Below are 26,920 nucleotides of genomic sequence, written 5' to 3'. Positions count from 1 at the left end.
GTCACGGCGATGGGAGCGATCAGGCCTTCGGGGTGGCCCCGAATTTGTCGATCAACACCTCTTTCAGAGCTGCCTTGATCTCATCGGCGGGGATGGCCTTGCGGTGGATTTCGCCGATGCTTGGGTTGGCGCCTTGGGAACCGCCGATGGTCATCGTGTAGCCCTCACCCATGACTCCCTCACTGTTTTTTGCCTTGGTGCCGGTGAGGCCGATGGCACCCATGTAGGCCTGTCCGCAGGTGTTGGGGCAGCCGGTCCAATGGATTTTCAGCTCGTCGGGAAGATTGAGTTCCTGGTCGAGTTCCTTGGCTGCTTCAAGGGCTTGGTCTTTGGTGTTGGTCAGGGCAAAGCCGCAGTAGGTGTTGCCGGTGCAGGACACCGTTCCAGCCGAGATGTGACCGGGTTCCAGAGGGAAGCGCTGCACGAGGGCATCGGCCTTCAAGGCTTCCCGTTTGTCGTTGGCCAGTCCCACCAGAATGACGTTCTGATCTTCCGTGAGACGCACTTCGCCGCTGCCGTAATTGAGGCTGGCGGTGGCCAAATCCTGAAGATCCTGGGCGGTCAGGCGGCCGACTGGAACGTGCAGACCGGCGTAGGACAGGCCCTCCTGTTTCTGGGGATGGAATCCGTAGTGGGAGCGCGGCGTGGTGTTGAACACGGAGCCAGGATCCGGTGTCAGCGGACCGAAGAGTTCTTCCACTTGGCCGCGGAACACGTCGTGGCCCACCTGATCCAGATAGAGGCGGAAGCGGCCTTTGGGGCGCTTGTCCCGCTCACCGTTGTCGCGCCAGAGCCGGATCACGGCGTCGGTCATCTTGCAGATTTCGTCAGGCTTCACCCAGGCATTCAGAGGAATGGCATAGGCATTCATCTGCGATGACAGAACACCGCCGATCCACACGCCAAATCCCATCACCCCATCCCGTTCCACGGGGTGAAAGACGATGTCGTTGTGGAGCAGGAAGTTGTCCTTCGCCCCTGCAACGGCGGTGTTCCACTTGCGGGGCAAGTTGGAATACTCCGGGTTGCCTTGGCAGTTGTTGGTGAGGAAGTTCTGCAGCTCGGTTGTGTAGGGCCGCGTGTCGACGATCTCATTGGGATCGATGCCGGCGATTGGGTTGCCAGTGACGTTGCGGGGGTTGTCGAAGCCGGATTGAATCGTGCTGAGACCTGCTTCCGTTAGTCGTTTAAGAATCTCTGGCAGGTCGCCCAGCAGCACACCACGCAACTGCAGGTTCTGCCGCGTGGTGATGTCGCAACTGCCGTTTTCGCCGTAGCGCTCGACGATCGAACCAACCACACGCAGTTGATCTGCGTTCAGCACTCCATTGGGCACACGCAGGCGGAGCATGAACTTGCCTGGCGTTTTCGGACGCCAGAACATGCCGTACCACTTCAAACGCAGTTGAAGGTCGGTTTCATCAACCTCTTCCCAGCCAAGTTCGGCGAATTTCTCGATCTCGCTACCGACCAACAGGCCATCTTTGGCCGCCTTGTTCTGCTCGATCTTGTTGAGCTTCTTGCCATCCAGGTACGGCCTGGAGGGAGAGCTAATAGTCATAAGTCGATTGAAAAGTGGGCGGATTGATTGCTCAGAGACGAGGCGCAAATCAATCGAGATGGCCCGAAGACCGGCAACGCTTCAAAATGAAGGGAGCGTTGGGATGAGTGAATTAACAACGCGAAGGCAGCCCTGGTCCGTAACAAAGAGAACACTTTTGGTGTTGATCGATTGCAGGGCTGTGATTTGGCCAATTTGTAATTCCGGCTACATCTGGTGGTTCCCGTGAGGCCGTAAAAGGCAACCTGCTTAGGCCTCAGTATTGGCGTCCAATTTCGCCAACCATCCGCACTGCTCCGGCCCGGAGCATTTGCCAAACGCGCTTCATCGCAGCGAAGTCTTGGTCCAATTCGGACGGCCCAGCCGCGCGATCGAGTCTTCTGTCGTAGCGGGCGTCCCTGGGGTCGTATCCCCTGCGGTAGCGATCGTTCCGGGCGTCGTAGCGCTCGATGCGTCCGTCCAGAGGCTCGCGGTAGGAGCGGCTGTCCAATGGAGCACGATCAAAATTACGGCGGGGCGCCATGACTTCCTCAACGTTCAGAACAACCCGATGACATCAGCCGGCAGGGTCATCGATCCGTGGCCATTGCTACGGAATGACGCTTCCGATGGGAGACGGCGTGGTTTGCATCTCGTGGTGCATGGCCGCAGTGGCGGTGCTGTTCCCGACTGTTTGGCATCCCTGCCGCCTCTTCTGGCTAGGCGGCGATCGGCGCCGGTACAGCTCGAGGTGCTGACAGCTGAACAGGCCGTTTCGCCTCCTCTCCAACCCGCTTGGATCGTTCCTTTGCTGTTGCTGCCTGGAGCTCACGCCCGAACGGACGTGCCGGCAATTCGGGACAGGCTTCATGGAGTTGGGGCCAGTGTGCGTTTGCTGCCCTTTCTCGGTGCATGGACCTCCTGGTGGGACGCTGTGCTGTCAGCGCTTCCTCTGCCTGAACGCCGTGATGCCGTGCTGGTGCACCATCCTCTCCGTCCCGGTGTGGCGGATCGGTTTCTCACGATGCTGTCGTCTCGATTGGCGTTGCCGTTGGTTTCCTTCGATGCCTGGCCGGAGTTCCAGCAGCGCCATCCCCGCGCCCGGCCACTCCCGTTGGCTCTAGCTCCGAATCGCATGACGGAGGCGTTAAGCGAAGCTGGTGGATTGCCTCCTCTGCTGGAGCATCCCCCCACCCGTCAGGCCTTGATCGATCTGCTTGTTTCTCTGCCGTGAGCATCGCTGAACAATCCGGAACCGTTTATCTGGTGGGAGCCGGTCCTGGCGATCCCGAGTTGCTCACGCTGAAGGCGCATCGGCTGCTTCGCGAGTGCGATGCCCTGGTGTACGACTCGCTGGTGCCCGAGGAAGTGCTGGATCTTGTCCCTGATGCCTGCGAACGCCGTTTTGTCGGCAAGCGTCGTGGGCATCATTCAGTGCCGCAACCGAGCACCAACGCCGTGCTCGTGGAAATGGCCCAGAAACACAGCACGGTGGTGCGGTTGAAGGGGGGTGATCCCTTTCTGTTTGGTCGTGGAGGTGAAGAAGCGGCTTACTTGGCGGAAAGGAACATCTCTGTTCAGGTGGTCCCGGGCGTGACAGCCGGCATCGCTGCCCCTGCTTATGCCGGAATTCCCGTCACGCACAGGCGGGCGGGGTCATCGGTGACCTTCGTCACCGGTCATGAGGAAATCGACAAGCGCCGTCCCTCTGTGGATTGGCGTGCCTTGGCCGCTGCCAGTGACGGCTTGGTGATTTACATGGGATTGCACAATCTGCCCCGGATCGCGGAGGAACTGATGGCGGGTGGTTTGGCTTCGACAACTCCCGTGGCGGTGATCCAGCAGGGCACGGTGGCGGGGCAGCGTTGCCTCAAAGCAACCTTGGTTGACGTTGCCGATCAATGCCGAGCGCAAGCCTTCAAGTCACCCTCGATCGTTGTGGTTGGTGAGGTGATTGATCAGCAGGTTGAGGCCTGCATGCCCACACCGGCAGCGGTCACGATGCCGATTCCGTTCTGACAATCCACGCTCTATTCCTTCAAGCGAGCCCGGAGCTGGGCCAGGTTGCACGGCCGGGTGTTGGTATCGAGCTGAGCACGGATGAGCCGGTCCCAAGCCGTGGTCACCGCATCCAGAGAACCCGGCAGCACAAACACAAAGGTGCCGTTGGCCACGCCGGCAAGGCAGCGGCTTTGCAGGGTGCTGGTGCCGATGCTCTCGAAGGAGAGCACGCGAAACAGTTCCCCGAATCCTTCGATTGTTTTGTCCAGCAGAGGTGCCACGGCTTCGGGGGTGCCATCGCGGCCGGTCAGACCGGTACCCCCACTGGTGATCACCACATCAACCGCGGGATCGGCGATCCAGCGGCTCAGTTCACTGCGGATTTGATAGCGATCATCGGGGCAGAGTCTTCGCTCGTGAAGCCGATGGTCGGCGGCTTCAAGGCTGCGCAGCAGCTGATCTCCGCTGCTGTCGTCCGCCAGGGTGCGTGTGTCGGAGATGGTGAGCAGGGCGATGGACAGGCCCATGGCACAGCGGCGGAGCCTTCGGACGCTAGAACCGCTCCAGCTGCCATGGACGCGGTGCTGAAGGTGCTGTTGTTCGCCTCCCTCCGAGAACGTGCCGGTTGGGCGGAGCGTTCCCTCCCCTTCACGCCAGGGGTATCAACGGCCCGTGAGGTCTGGAACCAGTTGGATCTTGGCCCGCTCGAGGGCATCAGCATTGCGGTCAATCAGGAGTTGGTCGGTGCGAATCAGCGGTTGCAGGCCGGTGATGAGCTGGCCTTTCTTCCACCGTTCACGGGGGGTTGAAGCATGACCAGTTGTTGTGTGGAGGTGTGCCCGGATCCCTTTGATCCTTGGCAGCAGCTTGCGAACTGGAGTGGGGATGCCGCGGCCGCGGCGATCTTCATTGGTCGGGTGCGTCCCACCACCATGGATGGCCGGCCTCTGCAGGCGCTTGAGCTGGAGCACTTCCCCGGCCTTTGCGAACGTCAGATCACGGCCATGGCACAGCGTTTGCAGCAGGAGCACCGGGTGGGACCGATTTTGGTGCTGCATCGGGTGGGGAGGCTCGCCCCTGGGGACCCGATTGTGCTGGTGGCGGTCCAGGCGGATCGGCGCGGCGCGGCGCAGCGCTGCTCTGCCGCGTTATTGGAGCAACTCAAGCATCAGGCCCCGTTCTGGAAGCGGGAGTGGTGCAGCGGTCAGGGAACCTGGCTGGCGGCAAATACGCCGCTCTGATCAACGCTTGGGTGCTGCAGTTGGTAGCCCAGCTGTTTGAGCCGGGTGTTGCGGATCCGTCGGCCCGCTGAACTCGGATCGTCTTGTCCAAGCCAGTGCACCGGTGCCAGCCCTTGGCGTCGCAGGCTTCGCTCCACGAGATTCCGCAGCAGGATCGGTTCGTCGTTGACCACATTCACCACGCTGGCCCATTCACCATCCATTGCTGCTTCCAGGGCACCGGCGGCATCCGCCACATGCAGCCAGTTGCTGTAAGAGCCTCCGCTGCCGGGGCGTTCCAGGCCGGCGAGTCCGCGCAAACGTCGATCCAGATCGCGGCCGGGGCCGTACAGCGCTCCGAGGCGCAGGATGCAAACGCGCCGGTCGCTGATGCTGTTGAGCAGTTGCTCGCTTTCCAGCAGAACATCGCTATGGCCGCGGCCCGGGTCGGGCGGCGTTTGCTCATCCACCCAGTCACCCTGGGCATCGCCGTACACCGAGCAACTGCTCGTGTAGAGAATCTGTCGAAGATTCGGCAGTTGTGGCAACAGCGACTTCAGGCAGCGGAAGCTGTCGACGAAGGTGTGGCGGTAGCCGTCGGCATCCACCTGGCGATCTCCCTTGGGACCGAGGCAGAACACGGCGCTGCTGCTCTGCTGCAGTGCGTCCAGCAATTGGGCAGGGTTGGTGGCATCGCACACCCTCACCCGATCCGCCAAGGAGCTGAGGTGCTCCAGCCGTTCGCTGCTGGTGGTGGTCAGCGTCAGCCTTAGCTGTGGCCGTCTCAGTTGCAGCCGCTCCGCCAGGGCAAGCCCCACATACCCGCAGCCAACGATCGTGAGGTCCATGGCGGGGGATGGCTGTTGCAGCGACCCTAAGGAGATCGACCGTTCCATGCCGTCACGGAGATGACTGATCAATGGACCCTCAACCGTCGCAATTTCGCCGGCCACTGGCAGGGCTGTGGCCACTGGTTTGAACGCGACGGCGCCGATCGGCTGGACCTACAGCATCCATCCCGCCGGATTGACCCCACCACATACGCGATTTCCTTTTCCGATGATGACCACGGGGTCTGGGATGGGTCGGGGCTGGCGTTTGCTCCCGGTGGCCATGCCACCTATCCCATCAGCCGAGCCAAATACAACGCCGGTGGCGGTTGTTGGCAGTTTCCCGGGGCGGGGGGCCAGTCCAGCCTGGGGTTGGATGCCGATCGTCCGCGCTTCGGCCACGAGATCAACCTGTTTTGCGGTCGCTCCCGCTCGATGCTGGTGCTGCTCTGGGAACCGCGGAACGGCCGTTGGCGCTTGCAGCGCGTTGGGGCGGTGGGCTTTCGTTGTCGTCTGAGCCCCGATCCCGAACCCGAGCGTCCCGCATGCGGGACACCCGAGGCTCTGCTGGATTTGGTGAAGGGATGGAGCGGTGAGCGGCAGACGCTGCGACCTCAGCTGGGGGTGAACGCCGAGGCCGAGGACGCTGCTCCCGTGGTGTTTGATGCGCACCAATTTCTCCACAATGACTGCTCAGCCGTGATGCCCGATGGCTTGGTGTTCTCGGTGCCCAGTGAAATTTCAGCGGAGCCTTTCAGCTTGGAGATCGCTGGACGTCTCGGCGCTGAGTTGTTTCAGCAGGTCAGCATCCATTTCGATGCATCGGGCCAGCTCTTGGCCTGGGAGCGCCGATGCTTTCGCCCAGCGACGGTTCAGAAGATTCGCTGACGGATCACCTGGGCCCAGAGGCGCGTACCGCTTTGCAAGGAGCCGGCCTCCGCCGGTAGTTCCAACAGAAGATCGGCCCGTTGCAGGGAGCCGATTCGGGAGGAGGCCTGCGAGCCATCCACCCGTGCCAGCAGGGCTCCTGCGGCGTTGGTGTCGAGGCGGGCTCGGGCCAGTTCCGGCCGTCCCGGTCGGCGGCTTAAAGGGTCGGCGAGTTCCACCATCACCCGGGGGAACAGCTCCGGTTCGATCTGCCCCTCCAGGGCCTGCAGGGCGGGCCAGAGCAGTTGCAGGGCGGTGACCGCCGCCGCCACGGGATTGCCCGGTAGTCCGAAAAACGGCACGCCTTCACCGATGCTTCCAAAGGCGAAGGGGCGACCCGGGCGAAGGAACAGTTTCCAGAAGTCCACGGCACCCAGCTCCGCCACCAGCGGTCGGATCCAGTCGGTATCGCCGGCGGAGACGCCTCCGGTACTCACCACCACGTCGCAGTCGTTGGCCAGATCAAGCAGGGCCTGCCGCAGGGCGTTGGGTTGATCGGCCACCACCCGTCGCTGGGTCACCGACTGCCCGAGGGCCTGGAGCATCGTCTCCAGAAGCGTGCCGTTGCTCTCCCAGATGGCACCGGGGTGCCGCGCTGTTCCGGGTGGCACCAGTTCGTCCCCGCTGATCAGCAGCCCGATGCGGGGTTGCGGCACAACGGCCAATTCGGCGATGCCGCAGCCGGCGAGGCGTGCGAGATCGGCGGACCCCAATCGCTGTCCAGCGGCCAGCAGCAGGTCCCCCGGCCGGCATTCCTCGTCCTTCGGGCGAATCCAGGGACGATCCGACGCTTCTTTCGCCAGCTGGAGGGTGTTGCCGTCCACTGTGATGAGCTCCTGGGGCAGCACCCAGCCGGCACCGTCCGGCAGTGGAGCTCCGGTGAGGATCCGAATCGCATCGCCGTTGGCCAGGGTTCCGTTGAAGGGTTGGCCTGCGGCGGAGCGCCCTTTCAGCTTCCAGGTCTCTCCGAGCTTGGGCTGGTGGCTCTGCCCCAAGGCATAGCCATCCATAATTGAGGCCGGAAACCCCGGAACGGCCGCGCTGGCCAGCACAGCTGCTGCGCTCACGCGGCCGAGGGCCTCCTGGAGGGGCACCGTGCTGCTGGCCGTGATCGGCTCGATTGCCGCCAGAACCCGTCGGCGTGCATCCTCCAGGGGTAGACCTTCGCGTCCGTACGGCTCAGCGCTTCCAAACACCATTGCGCCCCCCTTCTTTGAAATGAAGCTGGATGGCCTCGATCGTCATGGCTGGATCGACCGCCTTGAGCATGTCGTAAAGGGTCAGCAGCCCCACGGAAACGGCTGTCATTGCTTCCATTTCCACCCCGGTTTGGCCCGTTGTCCGGCAACGGCAGTGGACGACGAGGCCAGGCAGGGATTCGTCCGCGTCGATCGACACATCCATGCCACTGAGCGGTAGGGGGTGGCACAGGGGAATCAATTCCCAAGTGCGTTTTGCGGCCTGGATGGCAGCCACCCGGGCGACCGCCAGAAGATCCCCTTTGGGTGTCTCTCCCCGCTGGATCAGGGTCAGGGTTGCGGGCGCCATACGAATGGCTCCACTGGCATGGGCTTCGCGCTTGCTGGCAGGACGGTCACCCACGTCCACCATGTGAACTTCGCCTTGTTGGTTCAGATGACTTAGCTCTTCCGTCATTTGATCAAGGTCACAACACCGGTAGTGAGTTCGAAATAACCCACCACCAGTTTCAGGGCACCGCTGCTATTAGCTTCGGCCAAGGCCGAGCTGCGTTGGATCAGCGTGGATGCTGTGGCAAGGGCATTGCGTCTAACGGCCTCCGCCAGATTGCTGCTGCCGCTAATGGTCTCCTCGATGGGATGGATCAGCCGTTCCAGCGAAGGGGTCAAAGGCTTGTCGTCCATCGCCGCCGTGACAGCTCCGCAGCCGCTATGCCCCATCACCATCACCAGCGGCGTTTTGAGAACGCTGACGCTGTACTCCACCGAGGCAATCGCTTCGTCAAAAGCGCTGTTGCCGGCGTTGCGGATCACGAACAGATCGCCAGGGGTGGTGTCGAACACCCAGCTCGGTGACACCCGTGAATCAGAGCAGGTGAGCACAGTCGCCCAAGGACGTTGGCTTGTGGCCAAAGCTCTGGGGGAATTGAAGCAGCGTGGGTCAGGATCGGTCGTCCGCAGCGTCGCCCTGTTTTCCTGAAGCGCCAGGCGCCACGCATCTGCAAAACGGCGGTTCCCCGCCATCAGGGCCTGAAGTGGATCGTCGGGAACGCAGAACCCTTCTTCGGCAGCATCAACAGGCCGCGCTTGTATTAGGGCGGTCAAGGCCATGCCGCCTGTTGAGTGGAGGAATTGACGGCGTTGGATCCCCATGCCGGCACCTTATGGCCGGCTGTTGGGAAGTGCGATTAGCGCTAGTGCGATCAGCGCTCGCCGAAGGGGGCCCAGAGCGTGGCCTCGGAGCCGACCACGGGTTCCACGGCGGGCTTGCTGGCAGCAGCCGCTTGAGCACTCACATTCGCGCTCATGGAGGAGACATCCGCTTCGGCCAAGGGAGCCCAGAGAGCAGCTGGCCCGGCAATCACTGGTTCCACTGCAGCCGTGCCGGCCTGGACGGAAGCCGTTTGGCTGCGCACCAGCTGAACGGCGAGCGAGCCAACGATGAACGCACCCAGGAAGCCGGCTGCCAGGGTGATGGGGCTGCGGCCGGAAGTGGACGAGATGCTGCTGGTCACGGCAGAAACTCTCAGAACAGAGCTTCAGTATGGAAAGAATTGGTGTGAACGACTACTGAATGGGCTGAATTGTGTAGTGGAATTAACAGTTCCTATGGAATCAAAGTCTTGCATTGGATGTTGCTGGAGAGCTTCAGCTGTGACCCATCCGTGGGACATTCCCAGCAACATTCCGAGGGATAGGGCGAAGCGCACGGGCCAAGATTTGTATCAACGTAAACATCTCTGTTTCCGCGGTCTTCTGTTGTCATCATTGACACCAATCAAGGCTTTGGTTGATGTCCAGCCGTTGTGATTCCGCCAGCCATTGCTTTGCCTTTGAGCAGGATTTCATCGGCAACTGGCGCTGCATACCGCTGTGTGTGCGTCGGAAACTTGATCTCTGTGGGGTGAAGTTAAAGCTCAATCACTGGTTGCAACTCTCCAAGGATCAACGTCAAACCCTGGTGGATTGGCCGGATGGGGCCGACGCCCTTGAGCAGCTTCGCCAACACCTGCGCGATTGCACGAGCACCATGGCCGATGGCATGGCGAAGGATCTTCCACCGGTCAGCGGCGCCCCCTGGCAACAGTTGGCCGAGCTGCCCGCTGCGGTGCAGGAGGCGGCCACGGCGCGAGGTGTGTTGCTGACCCTGGAGCAATGGGCTCAGCTCAGTGAGCTGGATCGCTTTGCGTTGTGCAAGTTGGCCCGGCCGGGGCACGATCACCACAACCTTGAAGCAGCCTTCAGCGAAGTGCTGGTGTGAGCAGCCGGCGCAGTGCCTCCAGCTTTCCTTTTTGCTGCTCGACGGGCTTCACCACCGAGACGGCCGGAGCCACGATCACCGCGCAGGCCTTGAGTTCCGGCTGCTTCGATACCGGGCAGGCCTCGTCATGCATCAGGGTGTTGGCCTCGCAGGCCTTCTCCTGGGTGAATCCCCAGTGCATTGGCAGAAAGACCGATCCACGCCGAATGCGATCGGTGACCTTCACGGTCGCGGTGAGGTGACCGCGGCGCGAGCTGATCGCTGCCAGTTCGCCGTTGCGCAGTTTTAGATCCTGAGCGTCACCGGGGTGAATCTCCAGCAGCGGCTCGGGATGCTGTTTCATCAGCCGTTCCACCTTCCCTGTGCGGGTCATGGTGTGCCACTGCCCCAGATAGCGGCCCACCGTCAGCACCAGGGGGTAGGTCTCGCAGGGGGGTTCCGCCAGCCCGAGCGGTTGATCGGTGCTGAAGCGGGCGCGTTTGTTCGGGGTGGGGAACTGATGGTCTTCGTAGAGGCGTTTCGCTGCTGCGCTGGGGCTGCTGCCGTGGGGGTACGGCCACTGCTGTGGCCCGTCCTGTTCAAGCAGCGCATGGCTCAGGCCACTGACGTCACAGAGGCGCCCTCGGGTCAGTTCGGTGAATTCGGCGTAAACCTCAGCCGCTGAATCGAAGCTGAATTGTTCGGTGTAGCCCAAGCGGCGTCCCACGTCAGCGAAGACCTCCCAGTCGGGCCGGCTTTCGCCGAAGCGGCGTCGATAGGCCGGGCAATAGGTCACCCGTCGTTCGGAATTGGTCATGGCACCGGCCTTCTCACTCCACTGGGCTGCGGGCAAAAGCAGGTGGGCGTAATGGGACGTTTCAGAGTCGGCATAGGCCTCGCTCACCACCACCAGCGGGCACTTGTTCAAGGCTGACTTCACCCGGTCGAGATCCGGGAGGCTGACCAGGGGGTTGGTGGCGGCCACCCACCACAGATCCAGCGCGCCCTGTTCCATTGCTTCGATCTGCTGCCAGGCCGCTAATCCAGGCTTGGCGTTGATCCTTCCTTCTCGCAGACGCCAGGCCTGTTCCACTGCGGCACGGTGCTCCGCGTTGGCCACCAAGCGGTAGCCCGGCAGCAGATGCGCCAACCCTCCAGCCTCACGCCCGCCCATGGCATTTGGTTGGCCGGTGAGGGAAAACGGGCCTGCTCCTTCCTTGCCGATCTGGCCGGTGAGCAGATGCAGATTGATCAACCCCTGCACCACTGCTGTTCCTTCCCGGCGTTGGTTCACCCCCATTGACCAGAGGCTGAGCACCTTTTCGCGCCGGTGGAACAGAGCGGCCACTTCCCGCAGGCGTTTTTCGGGGATGTTGCAGAACAGGGCAACCCGCCTTGGAGTCCAGCGGGCGGCGACGTCAAAAAAGGCGTCGTAATTCTCGGTGTGGTCGTCGATGAAAGCTGGGTCCTGGCCGTTCTCGCGGAGCACCAGGTGGGCAATGCCGTGAAGCAGGGCCAGGTCGCTGCCTGGTGCAATCGGCAAGTGGATGTCGGCGGCTTTGGCGGTGTCGGTGCGGCGTGGATCCACCACCACGATGGTGACGCTGCCGGGGTTTTTTCGTTTTCGCTTCAGCAGGCGCTGGAACAGCACCGGATGGCACTCGGCAGTGTTGGTGCCGATCAGAAACGCCACCGTGCAGTGGTCGAGGTCTTCGTAGCTGCAGGGGGGGCCATCGGAGCCCAGGCTGCGGGTGTAGCCCGCCACTGCTGAGCTCATGCACAGCCGCGAGTTGGCATCAAAATTGTTGGTGCCCAGTGCGCCTTTCAGCAGTTTCTGGGCCAGGTAGTAGTCCTCGGTGTGGAACTGGCCGGAGCCGTACATGGCGATGCCATCGGCATTGCCGCGCTGGGTCACGCTTGCCTGAATCTGTCCGGTGATTTTGTCGAGGGCCTCGTCCCAGCTGATCGGTGCGAAGTCGTCCTCGAGCGTTTCGCGGAATAGGGGTTGGCGCAGTCGCCCTTGGGCCAGGGTTTCACCAACCGTGGCGCCCTTGATGCAGACCTGACCAAGACTGGAGGGATGCTCGCGGTCGCCGCGGGCGGTCCACATTGGATTGCCTTCAGCATCCCGCTTCACGGCTTGACCCTTCACAGCAGGAGGGAGCAGCTCCAGGCCACAGCCCACTCCGCAGTAGGGGCACTGGCTGCGCACGCTGCGGGGGGAGTTGACCATGCAGGAACCAAAAAAGAACAAAACCCGGAGTGGAAGCTCCGGGTCGTTGCGCAGCAACGCGTTGCTGCTGAGGCTGATGGATCAGGCCGTTTCGCCTTCGTGCAGCTCTGCGAAGGACCCTGTGGGCTCCTTGAGGAAGAAGAAGCAGAAGAAGGCCACGATCAGACCGGCCACGCCCAGGATCTGGAAGAAGGCGCTGTTGGAGGCAGCAATCACCTCGGGGGTGGGTTCGCCGCCGCCGCCCATCCACATCGGCAGGAGGCTGAAGATGGTCAGGTAGGTCACAGCACCAACGTTGCCGTAGGCACCCACCAGACCGGCCACCTGACCGGTGACGCGACGCTTGACCAGGGGCACCAAAGCGAAGGTGGCGCCTTCACCGGACTGCACGAAGAAGGAGGCGAGCATGGTGATCACCACGGCAACGACGATGCCGGTGCTGCCGGTGAAGGTGCCTGGTTTGATCATGCTCATCACCAGGTAGCCCACGCCGAGACCAGCGGTGAGAAAGCCCATGGTGTTCTTGCGGCTGCCGACCCGGTCGGAGATCAGACCACCGGCAGGGCGCGCCACCAGGTTCACGAAAGCGAAGCAGGAGGCCAGGATTCCGGCGGTGGCCTTCGGCAGATCGAAGGTGGTTTCAAAGAAGGTGGGCAGCATCGAAACCACGGCCAGTTCGGAACCGAAGTTCACGATGTAGGTGAGCTCGAGGATCGCCACCTGGCGGAACTCGTAGCGGTCTTCCTTGGGATAAACCTTGTTGCCAAGAATCAGATCGCGGTTGGTGCGAATGATTCCCCAGGTTTGGAAGGCAAACCAGACGGCGACGGCACCGAGGGCCAGCGGATAGGTGCTTGCGGTGAGGAAGCCAACTTTCGACAGGCGCCAGCAGAGAACACAGAGGATGGCTGCGAAGGGCACGTTCATGCCGAGCAGGCCCCAGAAGTCGCGCATGGAGGTGACTTCCAGGCCTGCGGTCTTCTCAGGCCGCTGGTAGGTCTTGCCGGGGGGTGTGTCCGTGACGTTGAAGAAGTAGAAGAAGCCGTAGGCAGCCGAAACGATGCCGGTGAGGGCGATCGCACCGCGCCAGTTCAGAACAGCACCGGTCGGCAGTTCAAAACCACCGGAGAAGGAGAGGAAGCCGGCGAGGGCCACCATCGTGAGGGCGGAGAAGGCGGAGCCGAAGTTGCCCCAGCCGCCGTAGATCCCTTCCGCGAGGCCGATTTCCTTAGGAGGGAACCACTCGGCCACCATTCGGATGCCGATCACGAAGCCGGCGCCCACGATGGAGAGCAGCAGACGTGCCACCACCAGTTGGTTGAAGTCCTGAGCGGACGCAAACAGCAGGCAGGGGAAGGCTGAGAAGACCAGGATCGACGAATAGGTGACCCGGGGTCCGAATTTGTCCAGAAGCATGCCAATCAGCACGCGAGCCGGGATGGTGAGGGCCACATTGCAGATGGCCACGGTGCGGATCTGACCAACGGTCAATCCGAGGTCCGCTTTCACAGTGGTGGCCAGAGGGGCCAAGTTGAACCAGACCACGAAGGTCAGGAAGAAGGCGATCCAGGTCAGGTGGAGGGTTCGATACCTGCCCTGGAACGACCAGAGGTCGCCAAGCATTGAGAAGAAGAAGTGAAACCTCGGGCGTCAAAACGAAGGGTGCCCGGGGATGGCAAAACGGTCGAAAAGAAGATCCGTTTAACTCGCGCAGTTAATCAATTTGTCGGGCCACTCTTTGGTCAGATTGGTTACCAATTTCTGTTTTTGTGTTCCCCCGCAAACATCAATGGAGCTGATTGATTGGATCAGGTGTTCTTGTGCCTGGATGATTTGGTAGCGGTTGCAACTTTGTTGGGTTGTTGGACTTCGCTGGTGCAGATTGTTGATCAGAGATGTGAACCAAGGCTTGCGGGTTTGTTTGCTCAGTGGCGGTAGCAGCCGTCGCATGGGGCGTGACAAAGCGCTGTTGCCCCATCCATCCGGTGGTGTTTGGCTAACGGCGTTGGTCGACCAGCTGCTGCCCTTGGGGTATCCGGTGCAGGTGTTGAGTCGCCATCGCCAGCATGCAGAGGTGCTGGGGCTCCGACCCGGATGTTCCGTGCTGTTGGAGCCCCCTCCTTGGAATGGCCCCCTGCAGGCGCTTGCCAGGGTGCTGCCGCTTCCGCCCGGGGAGGCGTTGCTGGTGCTTCCGGTGGACATGCCGCGCTTGCGGACGGCTGTATTTCTTCAGCTCATCGCGGCCTGGAACTGTGCTCCTGAGCAAGCAGCGGTGGCCCATGACGGTCTGCGGCTGCAGCCGTTGTTGGCGGTGATTCCTTCAGGCTCCCCCTTTCGCTCCTGTCTCGATCAGCAATTGCAACGTGGAGAGTTGCGCTGGATGGACTGGTTGATGCGTGTTCCTCATCAGTCGGTGCAGTTGCCTGCAGAGGCTCTGCTGAATGCCAATTGCTCAGCAGATCTGTCAGCGTTGGAAGGATGAGCACCTCGCTGCCGCTCGCAGATCGTTTCAACCGGCCCCTCGGAGTACTGCGGCTGTCGCTGACGGCCCGCTGCAATCTCGCCTGTCCGTACTGCCGTCCGGATGTGGATGATCCCCCTGGCTTGCTCACGCTTGAGCAGCAAATGCGCGTTATTCGTGTTGCCTCGCGCCTTGGAACCCAAACGCTACGGCTCACGGGTGGAGAGCCGTTGTTGAGCCGTCGGTTGTTGCCCTTGCTTGAGGCGGTGGCGCAGGCCCGGAGGCGTCGATCAGATCCCTTAGCAGGTCTTGAAGTGGTGGCGCTGACCAGCAATGGGGTTTTGCTTTCGGAACCGATGGCTCGGTCGCTGCGCGCAGCAGGGTTGAATCGCATCACCATCAGCTTGGATGCAGCAGAAGGGGAGGCAGCAGCGCGCATGGCTGGTCTCCAGGGTGGCGCTGTCGCCGGTGAACGGTTGGTGCGCAAGGTGCAGGACGGCATTTCGGCGGCTCGTGCCGCTGGTTTTGACCCCTCGGCCGGTGAACTCAAGCTCAACGCCGTCATCCAACGGGGGATGAATGATGATCAACTTCTTCCCTTGGCCGGTTTGGCGCGGCAGCAGGGGGTGGAGCTGCGCTTGATTGAGTTCATGGATGTGGGCAACCGCAACCAGTGGAGGCTGGACCAGGTGCTGCCGGCGGCGCAGATGGTGGAGCGCATTCACGCCCGTTGGCCGCTCGAACCCCTGGGGCGCCCCAGGGGTGGCACGGCACAGCGTTGGAACTATCGCGATGGCGCCGGATCCATCGGTGTGATCGCCTCCATCAGTGAGCCGTTCTGTGGAGATTGCAACCGGTTGCGTGTCACCGCCGATGGGCAGGCGTTCACCTGTTTGTTCTCCGCTCATGGCATGGATCTCAAGCCTGTGCTCTCGTCGGAGCCTTGCCTCGAGCAGGCCATGCGCGATCTCTGGCAGCGGCGCCAGGACCGCTACAGCGAGGAGCGTGATCCAGAGGCCGGTGCGTCAACGCATGCGGAGATGGCGTATCTGGGGGGCTGAACCGTTGTGATCGTCACCGTTTTTGAGTGAGGCTCCCGGTACAACAGGTCAGCTGAAGGATCTTCAAGGATCCATCGAGATGTTCGAACTGCTGGCCTACGAGCGCTTTCGCGACACCCCATCGGTTCGTTTTTTCGACGTGACTGTGGACACCTCGAACGCGCGTGACTTGGTGATTCACAGCGGTCCGGCGGTGTCGCCACCCAACGACCCTGAGAGCGGAGCCTGGCAGTTTTATTTGCATCCCCACCAGGAAGACAATTTGCTGGCGGCTAGTGGCGGGAGAACCTTCTTTTTGGTGAATCTGGCCTGGGAGCAGCCGTTTCACATCGTTCGGCTGGAGAGTGGTGGTGACATCCTTCGCATTCCCCCCGGCACCTTCCACCGCTCGATTTCCGATCCCGATGGCTCTGTCGTTCTGAACCAGGCGGTCCGTGAGGAGGGCGTCTCTCTTGTGCGGGAATTTCGCGTCTACAACAGCGCCGAGATCCCGGCCTTGATGGCTGCAACCCTTAGCTCTGCTCGGAAGCCCCAGTTGCATGGGGTGGAACCTCTGCTTCAGGCGGCCTGAACGAGGTTGCGTGAGCAGGTTTCCGTTCCGGAGGCTTCCTCAGTGATCTGAATCTGCCAGTTCAGTTCACTGGCTGTTCCGGGAGGACCGCTGAAGCTGCCGCTCACGGCCGCGGTGAGTTCCGGCTTGGAGGAGGTGGCCAGCACCACATAGCGCTCGTTGATTTCCATGCCGGCACTGGGATCAAAGCCGCGCCAGCCCGCCCCGGGCAGGTAGACCTCCGCCCAGGCATGCAGGTCGTATTCCTTCGGGGGAGGTTGCTGCAGTTGATAGCCGCTCACGAATCGGGCGGGAAGCCCTACCACTCGGCTGCAGGCCACCATCAGCATGGCCAGATCTCGGCAAGAGCCGATCCGCTCGCGCAGGGTTCGGCCCGCTGGCCAGGCCGGCCCCACATGGCGTTGGGTGTATTTCACGCGCTCTTGAATCAGGTCAATCAGTTGCCTCAGAAAGGCCAGGGTCTGCTGGTTGCTGCCCATTAGGGCTTCCTGGGTGAGGTCGATGGCTGCGGGTTCATGCTGGCCATTCGGCAACCAGCCTTCTAAGGCTCCCTGCAGATCGCTGTTGAGTTGTCCTTGCGGGTAAGGCAAGGGTGGTTCGAGTCCGTTGAAGCAGCTCTGCAGCGGTGGTGCTGGCCGGGTCTCCACCAGGCTGCGGGCTTCAAAGATCAGTTCATCGGTGCTGCCGAGAAAGCGGAGCCGTTGGATTTCGTCGCCGCTGGCGGCCACCAGTTCCCGACGTTGCTCCGGTTCCGGCAGCACGCTGAGTTGATGCTCCAGAAGGGTCTGGAACCCTTGTCCCCGGGGTCTCAGACAGAGGCGATGCTCCCCCAAATGCACCGGGGCGTCATACCGATACGTCAGGCGGTGAACGATGAGAGCGCGCATGCGGGATCGGTGGGGGTGGAACGGAGGTCAGCGCTGGTGAAGTAGCGGGTCTGGATCAGGTTGTGGAGTTGGTTGAGGTCCTGCTGAAGCCGGTCAATCGCTTGATGCAGACCGGATTCGATCAGGTTGTCGATCCGCACGTAGCTCCAGCGGGCCAGGAGCTGGCCGCGTAAGCAGTCGAGATCATCCGGCGTGTCTTGGCTCGGGTGCTGCTGGATCTGTTGCAAGGTGTCGCTGATGCCCTGGAGGCAGTAGCGCACCGACCGAGGAAAAAATGGATCCAGCAGCAAAAAGCGGGCCACCGATGCGGGGCTGATCGCTTGTTGGACGCTTTGGCGGTACATCTGATACGCGCCCGCTGTGCGCAGCAGGGTGATCCACTGCAGTTCATCCAGCACCCCGCCGACCTCCTCGGTGGACGGCAGCAGCAGGAAGTATTTGACGTCGAGGATGCGGGAGGTTTTGTCAGCGCGTTCGATCAGACGTCCCAGCTGGCTGAACAGCCAGCTCAGATCGCGGCTCAGTGTGGTGTCGGTGATCCCGTACACAAGCTGGCAGCCGCGGCGGATGATCTGCAGTTGCTCCTGCACGGGTTCCCGCCAGATGTCTTCGTCGTCTTGCAGGCTCCAATGCAGATCATTGATCTGCTCCCACATTTCCGTGGTGATCACATCCCTGATCTGCCTTGCATTTTCCCGAGCCATCGCAATGCAGCTCACGATGCTGTTGGGATTGCTGCGGTCCAGCAGTAGGAAGCGCACCACTTGTTTGGGAGTGGCATCGGGATAGGCCGCGTCGAAGCGGTTCCGATCCCCTGTCACCTCCACCAACGGCAACCATGGTTCTGCGCTCCCCGGAGGGCAGTCCAGCGCCATCGCTTCACTCACTTCCAGAAAACGTGAGACGTTTTCGGCGCGTTCCAGATAGCGGTTGATCCAGTAGAGCGAATCGGCAACGCGACTCAACACGGCACAGCCTCCTTTGGTTGCGGTGCCGACATCCGCTGGTCGTCGACGATCCAGGTGTCCTTACAGCCGCCCCCTTGGGATGAATTCACCACCAGTGAGCCCCGCTTGAGGGCCACCCGCGTCAGCCCCCCTGGGCTCACCCAGCTGTTTGAGCCGCGCAGCACATAGGGGCGCAGATCCACGTGGCAGGGATACAGCTCACCATCACTGAGGGATGGCACGGTGGAGAGCTGCAGTGTGGGCTGCGCGATGAAGTTGCGGGGATTCGCACGGATCTTGGTGTCGAAGTCAGCCAGTTCCGATCGGCTGGCCTGGGGGCCGATCAGCATTCCGTAGCCCCCGGCTTCCGCCACCGATTTCACCACCAGTTGCTCGAGGTGGTCGAGCACATAGCGCTGATCGTCGGGCCGGGCACAGAGATAGGTGGGAACGTTCTCGATGATCGGCTCCTCATCGAGGTAGTAGCGGATCATTGCCGGCACATGGGCGTAGATCAGCTTGTCGTCGGCGACGCCGGTGCCGGGGGCATTGGCGATGGCGACCCGTCCTTGCCTAAGCACGTTGATCAGGCCCGGCACCCCCAGCATCGAGTCCTGCCGGAACACGGTGGGATCGAGAAAATCGTCGTCGATACGGCGGTAGATCACATCCACGGGCTTGAGCCCGTTGGTGCTGCGCATCCACACCCGGCCGTCTTCGCAGACCAGGTCCCGTCCCTCAACCAGTGCAATGCCCATCTGCTGGGCCAGATAGCTGTGCTCGAAATAGGCGCTGTTGAACACCCCGGGCGTCAGGATTGCCACGCGAGGGCTTTCACTCCAGGGCGCCAGGTCCTGAAGGGTGCGCAGCAGATGGGAGGGATAGGCGTCGATCGGTTGAACGGCACGGCCCTCGAACAGGCCAGGGAACAACCGTTTCATCACCCGACGATTCTCGAGGAAGTAGGCCACCCCTGACGGGCAGCGCAGGTTGTCTTCCAGGACACGCCAGGTGCCATTGCCGTCGCGGATCAGGTCGAGTCCGGAGATGTGGCACCAGCGGTTGAGGGGCAGGCTGATGCCCTGCATCTGAGGTCGCCAGCCGGAGGAACTTTCCACGTCTTCCCGCGGGATCACACCGTCGTTGAGGATCTGCTGGTGGCCGTAGATGTCGGCGAGGAAGCAGTCGATGGCTTCCAGGCGTTGCAGCAGTCCCCGCTCCAGGTTGATCCAGTCGCTGCGGCCGATCAGTCGGGGCAAGGGATCGAAAGGAAGAATCCGTTCACTGCCCTTGAGGCCGGAATCGTTCAGGCGGAACGTGGCACCGAGGCGACGCAGCAGCTGGCTGGCGGAGGCATGACTGCGGTTGAGCTCGGGCAATCCCATCTGCCCCAGCGATGCAAGCAGGGTGGCCAGATCGTCGCGAGGCCTCGCCGTGTCACTGCAGAAATATTCGTCGAAGCCGACCGTGGGTTTGTAGTCGGTGAACATTCCGATGGTCTGGGCACATTTCATCCAAGGCGTCGCCCCAACCCCCTCGGGTTGTAGTTGCTACACATTCCGCAATTTCAGGTGACAGGGCGCTGATCGCTTGATGTTTGCGTATCCGAAGGCACCTGAATCGAGGGCGAAGGGCCAGGCGGGGAAGACTCTTTTGCTTATCTGTTTCTGGAGTTCAAAGGGTCTTCGCTTTGGATGAATTGCTCTGGGCGCGACTGATCTTTGCCCTCGGTGCCGTTGTTACTGCGGCGACTGTGGTGATGATTCTGCGCGGACATCTTTATTGGAACCGCAGGGGGTCGACGGATGTCCGCTGACTCGGTTCCCTTCCTCCAGCCCGGGATTGCCTGGGCGCTGGTGGTGTTGTTCTCCGTTCTCTGGGTTGCCCTCGGGATTGCCTGGGGTCGGCGTGGTCAAGGCAATGCCGATGACTACATGCTGGCGGGGCGCAACATTGGGCTGGCCCTGAGCACGGCCACGTTGATGGCTTCCTGGGTCACCGGCAACACCACGTTGCTTGCCCCTGAATTCGGCTACAAGACCGGGCTTTGGGGCATGTTCAGCTATGCCCTGGCAGGGCTTGGACTGATCCTGTTTGCCCCCCTGGCTTCGCGGATCAAGCAGTTGATGCCCAACGGGCGCACCAGCGGCGATTTCATTCGGTTGCGTTACGGGCGCCTGGCGTGGTGGGTGTTCATGGTGATCACCGCTATTTACACCCTGGGTTTTCTGATGACCCAGGCGATGGGTGCCGGACTGCTGCTGCAGGCCCTTTCAGGCTTCGATTACCACGTGGGGATGGTGGTGGTCATTGGTGTCGCCACGATTTACACCCTGTTCGGGGGGATGCGGGCCGTGATCGGCACCGATTTCATCCAGTCGCTCTTGATCATGGTGTTGTTGGCGGTGGTGGCGGTGCTCGCTTTCCGGCAATTCCCGATGCCCGAGGTGCATGCATCGTTGCTTGCCCGGCATCCCGATCGGCTTGATCTGCTGTTGCCTGCTGGTTTGTTGATCGCGTGGAATTCCGCCCTCTTCTCGATGGGCGAGGTGTTTCACAACAACATCTGGTGGTCTCGGGTTTTCGCGAGCCGTCGCTCGGTGGTGATGACCTCCTTTGTGTTGGGGGGGGTCGCCTGGATGAGCGTGCCGATGGTGACGGGCTCCATCGGGCTGGTGGCATTGGCGCGTGAGTTGCCTCTCGAGCAGGTGAACATGGTGTTCCCAGTGATGGCAGCTGATCTGCTCGGCGCCGGCGGCGCTGCTCTGGTGTTTGTGGTGGTGTTTGCGTCGCTCACCTCCACCCTGGATTCGCTGCTGGCATCCACTGCCGATCTTCTGGCGGAGGATGTGTACTTCCGGTTATTGCGGCCCCAGGCCAGTGACGTGCAGCTCAAGCAGGCTGCGCGGCTGATGGTGGTGGGGTTGGCGGTCGTCACGTTGGCGCTGTCATGGCCGCGGCTTGATTCTTTGGCGTCGGTGCTGTTCTTCACCGGTGCCCTGGTGGCCTCCACGGTCTGGCCAGTGGCCTGCGGCCTGTACTGGCGCACGGCCAACCGCAGGGCTGCCATTGCGGCCATGCTCGCCGGCAGTGTTGTTGGCCTGCTCGCCTATGTGCTGATTGCGCCCTACTGCGCCGCTGTGTTTTCGGCGGGTGTGTCAGCAATCGTGATGCTGGTCGGCAGTCGCACGTGGCCGGAACGGTTTGACTTCATTTTGTTGCAGGAGGAGGGATGATCCAAAGTCTTTTTTTGATGGCCAGCCTTGTTGGACTCTCCGGCTTTCAGTTTCTGCTGGTGGCCAGTCAGCTTGCCTTGGTGCTGTCTGTGTTCGTGTTGCTACTGATTTGGTGGGTTGAGTGGCGGAACGGTCGTGTGTGGTGACGGCTGCAGGTATTAGTAACCAGCTGAACATTTTTTCCGGATCTTTGCTTAAGAAGCTGTTTCTTCGTGGACGAAGGGGTGTTGTTGTTGTTACCGGTAAAAGATGTAGTTCTTGGCCTTAGCACTCGGTTTGGCAAACAGAGTGTTGATCCGATTTAGCTATGGCACAGGCAAATTCAGCAGTAGTTGAAGCGTCGTCGGTACAGATTCGGTTTCAGCCGATGGGTCCCGATGTCTATGGCCAGAACCAACCCCAGGAGCTGCTGGCTGCGATTGCCGAGGACGGAGAGCCGTTGCTGGATCTGGTGAATCAGCATGTGGTGTCGATCCAACCGTTTCGACCCGAGGCCTTGTTGCAGGTGTTTCGGCTGGCGGCGAAATTCGAGAGCAATCCAGATCGGTATTGCCGCCACAACACGCCCCTGACCGGCAAGATTCTGATTAACGCGTTTTACGAGCCGAGCACGCGCACCCGTCTCTCTTTTGACAGTGCCTGGCATCGCCTTGGTGGCAGCTCGATCAACATCACCGACAGAGCTACCACCGGGATTGCCAAGGGCGAGTCCCTTGAAGATGTCGCCCACATGTTCAACAACTACGGCGATTGCGTGGTGCTTCGGGACAGCGATCCCGGTGCTGTTTATGCGATGACGTCAACCCTGCGGATTCCCATCATCAATGCAGGCAACGGCATTGATGAACATCCGACTCAGGCAATGGCGGATCTGTACACCATCTTCAAGTGGCGGCCCAAGCTCGCCGAAGTTGAGGTGGCTGCGGCTGATCGGATTCGCATCGGAATCGTCGGGATTCCATCGCGGATGCGAACGGTTCGCTCACTGCTGAGGATCCTGGCCAAATTCCCGCAGACCGTGGATGAGGTGGTGGTGATTCATGCTCCCGGGTTGGAGTCGGATCTGCAGTTGTTCGACCCTGGGCAGTTGGAGGAGCTCGAGGCTTGCGGCATGAAGGTGCGCTGCAGCACCGATCTACAGGCTGAAGTGCCCGATCTGGATGTCATTTACATCAACGCCATCGCCTGGGTTGGCGATACCTATGAAGTGCACGGGAGAGGATTTCGCCTCACCCGCGACATGCCGTTCAAGCCTGAAGCGATCGTGCTCCATCCCTTGGCGCGGGGAGCGGAACTGAGCACCTGCCTTGATGACACACCCCACAACTGGTATTTCAGCCAGGCCAGGGGAGCTGTGTTCCTGCGGATGGCACTGCTCACCTGCATGGTGAACCGGGCCGAACGCGTCATGGATGTCGTCTGAGCGAGCGTTATGTGCGGAATCGGAGGTGTTTTCAACGCAGACCGTCGTCAGACGGTGGACCGCCAGCTGCTGGTCAACATGGCAGCGATCCAGGCCCATCGTGGGCCCGATGGCTTTGGCGTGGAGGTGCTTGATCAGGCTGGTGTTGGTTTCTGCCATGCCCGCCTCTCGATCATCGATCTGAACGAGTCACGTGGCCGTCAGCCCTTTCTCACCGATGACGGTGAGGTGCTGATGGCGCACAACGGTGAGTTTTACGACTTTCAACGCATCAGGGCGGACCTCACCGCCCAGGGGGTGCGCTTCAGCAGCAAGAGCGATTCCGAGATCCTGCTCCGGCTTTATCAGCGCCAGGGCTTGGAGGCGACCTTGCCTCTATTGCGCGGGGAATTTGCCTTTGCGTTGTTTGATCGCGCGGAGGATTGCCTTTACCTGGTGCGGGATCGCTTCGGCATCAAACCGCAGTACTGGGTGATGACGCCTGAGGGTCTGGTGTTTGGTTCCGAGTTGAAAGTGCTGTTCGCGCATCCGGCGGTGGAACGACGCTTCACGTCGGAGGGTCTGTTCCACCAGTTGATGCAGACCATGGTTCCTGGCACCACTGCCTTTGCTGGGGTGCAGCAGGTGAAGCCTGGCCATGTGCTGAAGGTGCAACGTGCGAATGGGCGGCTGGAGGTGTCGGAGACGACCTACTGGGATGTCGATTTTCCGCGTCAGGATCAGCGCGATCGCCGCCTCACGGAGGCCGACCACATCGCTGCTGTCCGGGCGTCCTTGCTGGAGGCGGTCGAGCTGCGCATGGTGGCCGACGTGCCTGTGGGCTGTTATCTCTCCGGTGGCATCGACAGTTGTTCGATTCTCGGTTTGGCGTCAGCTGTCAGCCAGGCACCGGTGAAGGCGTTCACGATCGGATTCGATGACGCCCGTTACGACGAGTCGCCGATTGCTCAGGAGATGGCCGAGGCCACGGGGGCTGAGCAGGATCTGATGCGTCTCTCCGGTCAGGAGCTCTATGGCCATATGGAGCGCACCATCTGGCATGCGGAGCGAACGATCTACAACACCTTGGCGGTGGCGAAGTTCTTGATGAGTCGCCATGTCAGCAACGTTGACTACAAGGTCGTGATGACCGGTGAAGGGTCAGACGAGTTGTTCGGCGGTTATCCCGCCTTTCGCCGCGACATGTTCCTCCACGGTCTGGATGACTTGCCTCAGGAGGAGCGCGCCAGCTGGGAAACCTTGCTTCAGCAGTCCAATGCCCTGGTGCAGGGAGCGATGCTCGCTGAAAACCAGGTGGACGATCCCGACCTCGATGCGGTGGTTGGCTTTACCCCCAGTTGCCTGCAGCCGTGGCTGGCCTGTGCGCCCTTGGTGCCGGAGCTTCTGGCGGAGTCTCATGCTGCAGCCCTGCAGGATTACTCCCCGGGTAAAGCGATTGCTGAGCAATTGGATGCGGATCAACTTGAAGGGCGCCATGCCTTGGACAAGGCCCAGTACGTCTGGATCAAGACCATGTTGGAGGGCCAGATCTTGACCTGGGGCGGTGACCGGGTCGACATGGCCAATTCCATGGAGGCCCGACCGGCCTTCCTGGATCACCATCTGGCCGCTGTTGCCGTGCAAGTGCCTCCCGAACTGCGGATTAAGGGAAAAACCGAGAAATACGTGTTGCGGGAAGCCATGGCGGGTTTGTTGCCGGAGGTGTTGTATCGGCGTGAGAAGTTCGCCTTCATGGCGCCGCCAGCCCATACGGAGCCCGAGAAGTGGGAGCAGATGAAGCAACTCGCCGATGACTACCTCAGTGATGAGGCGATCGATGCCGCTGGTTTATTGAGCAAGGCTGGCGTTAGCGCCTTGTTTGCACGTCATGCGGACCCTGCCACCACCGATGCGGAGCGTGTGCAGATGGATGCCGTGATCAATCATCTGCTGGGTGTGCAGATGTTGCACCGGATGTTTGTGGCAGAGGACGTGCCAGCCCTGGCCCGTCGGGAGGCCGACCGCCTGGGGTGGCGGGTGCTGATGCCCGTTTGAATTCTTTGATCAGCGTTAAATCGTTGCGCTAGCTACAAGCCAATCGGCCGATTCAGGTCAAGGTGTCTTTCCCTTTGAACTGCAGGTCACGGCATTGCCAGGGCTCATCTCGGCGTTTCCGACTACCCCTGCATCGAGGGTCGTGCCAGCCAAAATTGCGGCGCGACCAAACCACAATCGTTTGATTGGCACGATTGAGCAGCTTGCCAGGATTGGCGCGAAGCCGGATGGCAGCGTTTGTCGACGCGGGTTTTCAGCGGAAGACGTCCAGGGCCGTGAGTTGCTGGCCAGTTGGATGAAGCAGTTGGGCATGCAGGTGCGTGTGGATGCCGCTGGCAATTTGATCGGGCGTCTTGAAGGCCTCGAGCCACACCGTCCTGCGCTGGTGACAGGCTCACACCTCGACACCGTCCCCACCGGTGGTCGCTTTGATGGGGCCTTGGGTGTTCTTGCAGGTCTGGAAGCCTGCCGCGCTCTTCAAGACCAGGGCATGAGGCTGCGGCACGGCATTGAGTTGATCGCCTTTGCCGACGAGGAATCGACCATGGTGGGTTGCAAGGGTTTGGCGGGCACGGCTTCCGATAACCCGGAGAGTTACGTCACCAGCAACGGCCAGGCGATTCAGGAGAATCTGGCGCGAATCGGGGGGCATTGGCCTTCGCTGGCATCGGCCCGACGCTCCGATGAGGCCTATGCCGCTTTTCTTGAGTTGCATGTTGAACAGGGCGGCGTTCTCGAGCAACGCGGGGATGCCATTGGTGTTGTTGAGGGTGTTGTGGGTCAGCGTCGTTTCAGCATCAACGTGCAGGGACAGGCCAATCACGCCGGCACCACACCGATGGGTCTGCGACAGGACGCCCTCGTGGCGGCGTCGCGCATTGTTCTTGCCGTCGAGGCCATGGCATCCCGCCATCCAGGAGATCCTGTGGCGACCGTGGGTCGACTGGAGGTTTGGCCCAATGCCGCCAATGTCGTCCCCGGCGCTGTCGCCCTGACGGTCGACCTGAGGGATGTTGATCCGACTGTTCTCGATCAATTGGTGGAGGAGTTGATGCAGCAGGTCGAAAGCATTGGTGCTGAAACGGGCTGCCCGATTTCGGTGGACCCACAGTTCAGTGTTGATCCCACCCCTGCTGATGCTGTGGTGATGGCCACGATTGCTGAGGCCTCGGCCGATCTCGGTTTGTCTTACAGCCATCTCCCCAGCCGAGCCAGCCACGATGCGCAGGAGGTTGGTCGCCGTTGGCCGATGGGCATGATTTTTGTTCCCAGTCGGGGTGGTTTGAGTCACTCCGCTGCGGAGTTCACCAGCGACGAAGAGTGCTGGGCGGGCACTGCGGTGCTTTTGGAAACGCTGCTGCGGCTCGACCGTCAGCTGCCGTGACCTTTTCGATCCTGGCCCGTGATCCCAACAACGGCCGCTTTGGCGTGGCTGTTGCCACCTGTCATCTGGCCGTTGGATCCACCGTGCCCCACATCCGCGCCGGAGTTGGCGCTGTGGCGACCCAGGCCCACACCAATCCCTATCTGGGGATCTGTGGCCTTGAACGCTTGGAGCAGAGTGCGGATGCGGAAAATGTTTTGGCCAGCCTTCTGGCGGATGATCAGCATCGTGATCGGCGTCAGTTTCATCTGATCGACCTGGATGGTCGAACGGCCTGTTGGACGGGGCAGGATTGCGGGGCTTGGGCTGGGCACCGCCATCGGCGTGATCTGTCTGTCGCCGGCAATTGTTTGGTCGACGACGGTGTTGTGGAGGTGATGGAGCAGGCGTATCTCACCAGCGATCCCAGCTGGAAACTTGGTCGACGCCTGATGGCTGCACTGCAGGCGGGGGAGGCTGCCGGAGGCGATCACCGCTCCGATTTCTGCACCTCAGCAGCGGTGCAGGTGAGTGGTGAAGCTGCCTTTCCGCTGTTGGACCTACGGGTTGATTTCCATGAGCGTGCGGTGGAACAGTTGATGGAGGTTTACGAACGCAGCCAGGCACTTTGGGCCCAGGAATGGAGGGATGAACTCTCAGAGTTGCCCATGCTCAACCGGTTGGTGGCTTAATGATTCGCGTTGGTTTGTGCCATTAAAAAAAGCCCATCAACACTGGGTGTCGAGGG

General features: G+C 61.4%; 28 protein-coding genes. 15 read left to right on the top strand and 13 right to left on the bottom strand.

Annotation, left to right across the window (positions count from 1 at the left end; translation table 11 throughout):
• Positions 1 to 19 precede the first annotated feature (19 nt).
• Together DXY29_RS08885 and DXY29_RS08880 are read right to left on the bottom strand one after the other, a co-directional pair.
• Positions 20 to 1,561 carry a ferredoxin--nitrite reductase gene (locus tag DXY29_RS08885; protein ID WP_115024673.1) on the bottom strand — a complete coding sequence of 514 codons (1,542 nt, stop codon included), beginning with the start codon at positions 1,559 to 1,561 and terminating at the stop codon, positions 20 to 22.
• Between the two features lie 256 nt (positions 1,562 to 1,817).
• Positions 1,818 to 2,084, bottom strand: coding sequence for a hypothetical protein (locus DXY29_RS08880; protein ID WP_136987740.1), 267 nt, complete (start codon positions 2,082 to 2,084; stop codon positions 1,818 to 1,820).
• Between the two features lie 27 nt (positions 2,085 to 2,111).
• On the opposite strand from DXY29_RS08880, the gene DXY29_RS08875 reads away from it, so the two are divergent.
• Together DXY29_RS08875 and cobA are read left to right on the top strand one after the other, a co-directional pair.
• A complete protein-coding gene (locus tag DXY29_RS08875; protein WP_115024671.1) occupies positions 2,112 to 2,774 on the top strand; it encodes a DNA mismatch repair protein MutS in 663 nt (220 codons plus the stop codon).
• The gene (cobA, locus tag DXY29_RS08870; protein WP_115024670.1) at positions 2,771 to 3,559 is read left to right on the top strand and encodes a uroporphyrinogen-III C-methyltransferase; all 789 of its coding nucleotides are present in this window, start codon (positions 2,771 to 2,773) and stop codon (positions 3,557 to 3,559) included. Before DXY29_RS08875 ends, cobA begins: the two co-directional genes overlap by 4 nt.
• Before the next feature lie 11 nt (positions 3,560 to 3,570).
• On the opposite strand, the gene moaB is transcribed toward cobA, so the two are convergent.
• Positions 3,571 to 4,068 carry a molybdenum cofactor biosynthesis protein B gene (gene moaB, locus DXY29_RS08865; RefSeq protein WP_115024669.1) on the bottom strand — a complete coding sequence of 166 codons (498 nt, stop codon included), beginning with the start codon at positions 4,066 to 4,068 and terminating at the stop codon, positions 3,571 to 3,573.
• A 45-nt stretch (positions 4,069 to 4,113) separates the two neighbouring features.
• Here moaB and DXY29_RS08860 point away from each other — a divergent pair, with 45 nt between their 5' ends.
• On the top strand, positions 4,114 to 4,350 hold the full coding sequence (locus tag DXY29_RS08860) for a MoaD/ThiS family protein (protein ID WP_115024668.1): 237 nt from the start codon (positions 4,114 to 4,116) through the stop codon (positions 4,348 to 4,350).
• A gap of 3 nt (positions 4,351 to 4,353) precedes the next feature.
• Positions 4,354 to 4,782: a molybdenum cofactor biosynthesis protein MoaE gene (locus tag DXY29_RS08855; RefSeq protein ID WP_115024667.1), complete on the top strand. Its 429-nt coding sequence runs from the start codon at positions 4,354 to 4,356 to the stop codon at positions 4,780 to 4,782.
• Here DXY29_RS08855 and DXY29_RS08850 read toward each other — a convergent pair.
• On the bottom strand, positions 4,746 to 5,609 hold the full coding sequence (locus DXY29_RS08850) for an NAD-dependent epimerase/dehydratase family protein (RefSeq protein ID WP_115025018.1): 864 nt from the start codon (positions 5,607 to 5,609) through the stop codon (positions 4,746 to 4,748). The genes DXY29_RS08855 and DXY29_RS08850 overlap by 37 nt on opposite strands.
• Before the next feature lie 60 nt (positions 5,610 to 5,669).
• Here DXY29_RS08850 and DXY29_RS08845 point away from each other — a divergent pair, with 60 nt between their 5' ends.
• Positions 5,670 to 6,479: a DUF3598 family protein gene (locus DXY29_RS08845; protein WP_115024666.1), complete on the top strand. Its 810-nt coding sequence runs from the start codon at positions 5,670 to 5,672 to the stop codon at positions 6,477 to 6,479.
• On the opposite strand, the gene glp is transcribed toward DXY29_RS08845, so the two are convergent.
• The 4 genes from glp to DXY29_RS08825 form a co-directional block, all read right to left on the bottom strand.
• Positions 6,464 to 7,714 carry a gephyrin-like molybdotransferase Glp gene (gene glp, locus DXY29_RS08840; protein WP_115025017.1) on the bottom strand — a complete coding sequence of 417 codons (1,251 nt, stop codon included), beginning with the start codon at positions 7,712 to 7,714 and terminating at the stop codon, positions 6,464 to 6,466. The genes DXY29_RS08845 and glp overlap by 16 nt on opposite strands.
• Positions 7,698 to 8,174, bottom strand: coding sequence for a cyclic pyranopterin monophosphate synthase MoaC (gene moaC, locus DXY29_RS08835; RefSeq protein ID WP_115024665.1), 477 nt, complete (start codon positions 8,172 to 8,174; stop codon positions 7,698 to 7,700). Before moaC ends, glp begins: the two co-directional genes overlap by 17 nt.
• Positions 8,171 to 8,827 (bottom strand): carbonic anhydrase, encoded by a 657-nt coding sequence (locus DXY29_RS08830; RefSeq protein WP_244279359.1) that lies wholly within the window; start codon positions 8,825 to 8,827, stop codon positions 8,171 to 8,173. The genes moaC and DXY29_RS08830 overlap by 4 nt, the downstream gene beginning before the upstream one ends.
• Positions 8,828 to 8,919: 92 nt before the next feature.
• A complete protein-coding gene (locus tag DXY29_RS08825; RefSeq protein WP_115024663.1) occupies positions 8,920 to 9,231 on the bottom strand; it encodes a hypothetical protein in 312 nt (103 codons plus the stop codon).
• A gap of 278 nt (positions 9,232 to 9,509) precedes the next feature.
• Here DXY29_RS08825 and DXY29_RS08820 point away from each other — a divergent pair, with 278 nt between their 5' ends.
• Positions 9,510 to 9,977, top strand: coding sequence for a nitrate reductase associated protein (locus tag DXY29_RS08820; protein ID WP_115024662.1), 468 nt, complete (start codon positions 9,510 to 9,512; stop codon positions 9,975 to 9,977).
• Here DXY29_RS08820 and DXY29_RS08815 read toward each other — a convergent pair.
• Both DXY29_RS08815 and DXY29_RS08810 read right to left on the bottom strand, forming a co-directional pair.
• A complete protein-coding gene (locus DXY29_RS08815) occupies positions 9,958 to 12,189 on the bottom strand; it encodes a nitrate reductase (RefSeq protein WP_115025016.1) in 2,232 nt (743 codons plus the stop codon). The two genes, DXY29_RS08820 and DXY29_RS08815, sit on opposite strands and share 20 nt — an antisense overlap.
• An 81-nt stretch (positions 12,190 to 12,270) precedes the next feature.
• On the bottom strand, positions 12,271 to 13,812 hold the full coding sequence (locus DXY29_RS08810; RefSeq protein WP_115024661.1) for a NarK family nitrate/nitrite MFS transporter: 1,542 nt from the start codon (positions 13,810 to 13,812) through the stop codon (positions 12,271 to 12,273).
• Between the two features lie 286 nt (positions 13,813 to 14,098).
• Here DXY29_RS08810 and DXY29_RS08800 point away from each other — a divergent pair, with 286 nt between their 5' ends.
• From DXY29_RS08800 to DXY29_RS08790, 3 genes are all read left to right on the top strand, one after another.
• A complete protein-coding gene (locus DXY29_RS08800) occupies positions 14,099 to 14,671 on the top strand; it encodes a molybdenum cofactor guanylyltransferase (protein ID WP_256377604.1) in 573 nt (190 codons plus the stop codon).
• Positions 14,668 to 15,711, top strand: a complete 1,044-nt coding sequence (locus DXY29_RS08795; protein ID WP_115024658.1) for a GTP 3',8-cyclase MoaA — start codon at positions 14,668 to 14,670, stop codon at positions 15,709 to 15,711. Before DXY29_RS08800 ends, DXY29_RS08795 begins: the two co-directional genes overlap by 4 nt.
• Positions 15,712 to 15,790: 79 nt before the next feature.
• Complete coding sequence (locus DXY29_RS08790; RefSeq protein WP_115025015.1) at positions 15,791 to 16,282, top strand: redox protein; 492 nt, start codon at positions 15,791 to 15,793, stop codon at positions 16,280 to 16,282.
• Here DXY29_RS08790 and DXY29_RS08785 read toward each other — a convergent pair.
• Genes DXY29_RS08785 through DXY29_RS08775 form a run of 3 tightly spaced genes read right to left on the bottom strand, consistent with a single transcriptional unit; the run spans position 16,270 to position 19,606 of the window.
• A complete protein-coding gene (locus DXY29_RS08785; protein WP_115024657.1) occupies positions 16,270 to 17,169 on the bottom strand; it encodes a transglutaminase family protein in 900 nt (299 codons plus the stop codon). The genes DXY29_RS08790 and DXY29_RS08785 overlap by 13 nt on opposite strands.
• Positions 17,142 to 18,137, bottom strand: a complete 996-nt coding sequence (locus DXY29_RS08780; RefSeq protein WP_115024656.1) for an alpha-E domain-containing protein — start codon at positions 18,135 to 18,137, stop codon at positions 17,142 to 17,144. The genes DXY29_RS08785 and DXY29_RS08780 overlap by 28 nt, the downstream gene beginning before the upstream one ends.
• Entirely contained in the window at positions 18,131 to 19,606 is a 1,476-nt protein-coding gene (locus DXY29_RS08775) for a circularly permuted type 2 ATP-grasp protein (protein WP_115024655.1), read from the bottom strand. The genes DXY29_RS08780 and DXY29_RS08775 overlap by 7 nt, the downstream gene beginning before the upstream one ends.
• 315 nt (positions 19,607 to 19,921) lie before the next feature.
• Here DXY29_RS08775 and DXY29_RS08770 point away from each other — a divergent pair, with 315 nt between their 5' ends.
• The 6 genes from DXY29_RS08770 (at position 19,922) to DXY29_RS08750 (ending at position 26,864) form a co-directional block, all read left to right on the top strand.
• Complete coding sequence (locus tag DXY29_RS08770; protein WP_115024654.1) at positions 19,922 to 21,352, top strand: sodium:solute symporter family protein; 1,431 nt, start codon at positions 19,922 to 19,924, stop codon at positions 21,350 to 21,352.
• A gap of 17 nt (positions 21,353 to 21,369) precedes the next feature.
• Positions 21,370 to 21,498, top strand: a complete 129-nt coding sequence (locus tag DXY29_RS13865) for a hypothetical protein (RefSeq protein WP_255614063.1) — start codon at positions 21,370 to 21,372, stop codon at positions 21,496 to 21,498.
• Between the two features lie 161 nt (positions 21,499 to 21,659).
• The gene (locus tag DXY29_RS08765; protein WP_115024653.1) at positions 21,660 to 22,775 is read left to right on the top strand and encodes an aspartate carbamoyltransferase; all 1,116 of its coding nucleotides are present in this window, start codon (positions 21,660 to 21,662) and stop codon (positions 22,773 to 22,775) included.
• A gap of 9 nt (positions 22,776 to 22,784) precedes the next feature.
• Positions 22,785 to 24,809: an asparagine synthase (glutamine-hydrolyzing) gene (gene asnB, locus DXY29_RS08760; protein WP_115024652.1), complete on the top strand. Its 2,025-nt coding sequence runs from the start codon at positions 22,785 to 22,787 to the stop codon at positions 24,807 to 24,809.
• A 142-nt stretch (positions 24,810 to 24,951) separates the two neighbouring features.
• Entirely contained in the window at positions 24,952 to 26,193 is a 1,242-nt protein-coding gene (locus DXY29_RS08755) for a Zn-dependent hydrolase (protein WP_244279358.1), read from the top strand.
• Positions 26,190 to 26,864 (top strand): DUF1028 domain-containing protein, encoded by a 675-nt coding sequence (locus DXY29_RS08750; RefSeq protein ID WP_115024650.1) that lies wholly within the window; start codon positions 26,190 to 26,192, stop codon positions 26,862 to 26,864. Before DXY29_RS08755 ends, DXY29_RS08750 begins: the two co-directional genes overlap by 4 nt.
• Positions 26,865 to 26,920: the final 56 nt, after the last annotated feature.

This window comes from Synechococcus sp. UW69 (genome assembly GCF_900474185.1).
Classification (GTDB): domain Bacteria; phylum Cyanobacteriota; class Cyanobacteriia; order PCC-6307; family Cyanobiaceae; genus Parasynechococcus.
Note: the sequence above shows the minus strand (reverse complement) of the source record. Positions and strands in the feature narration are given on the sequence as shown.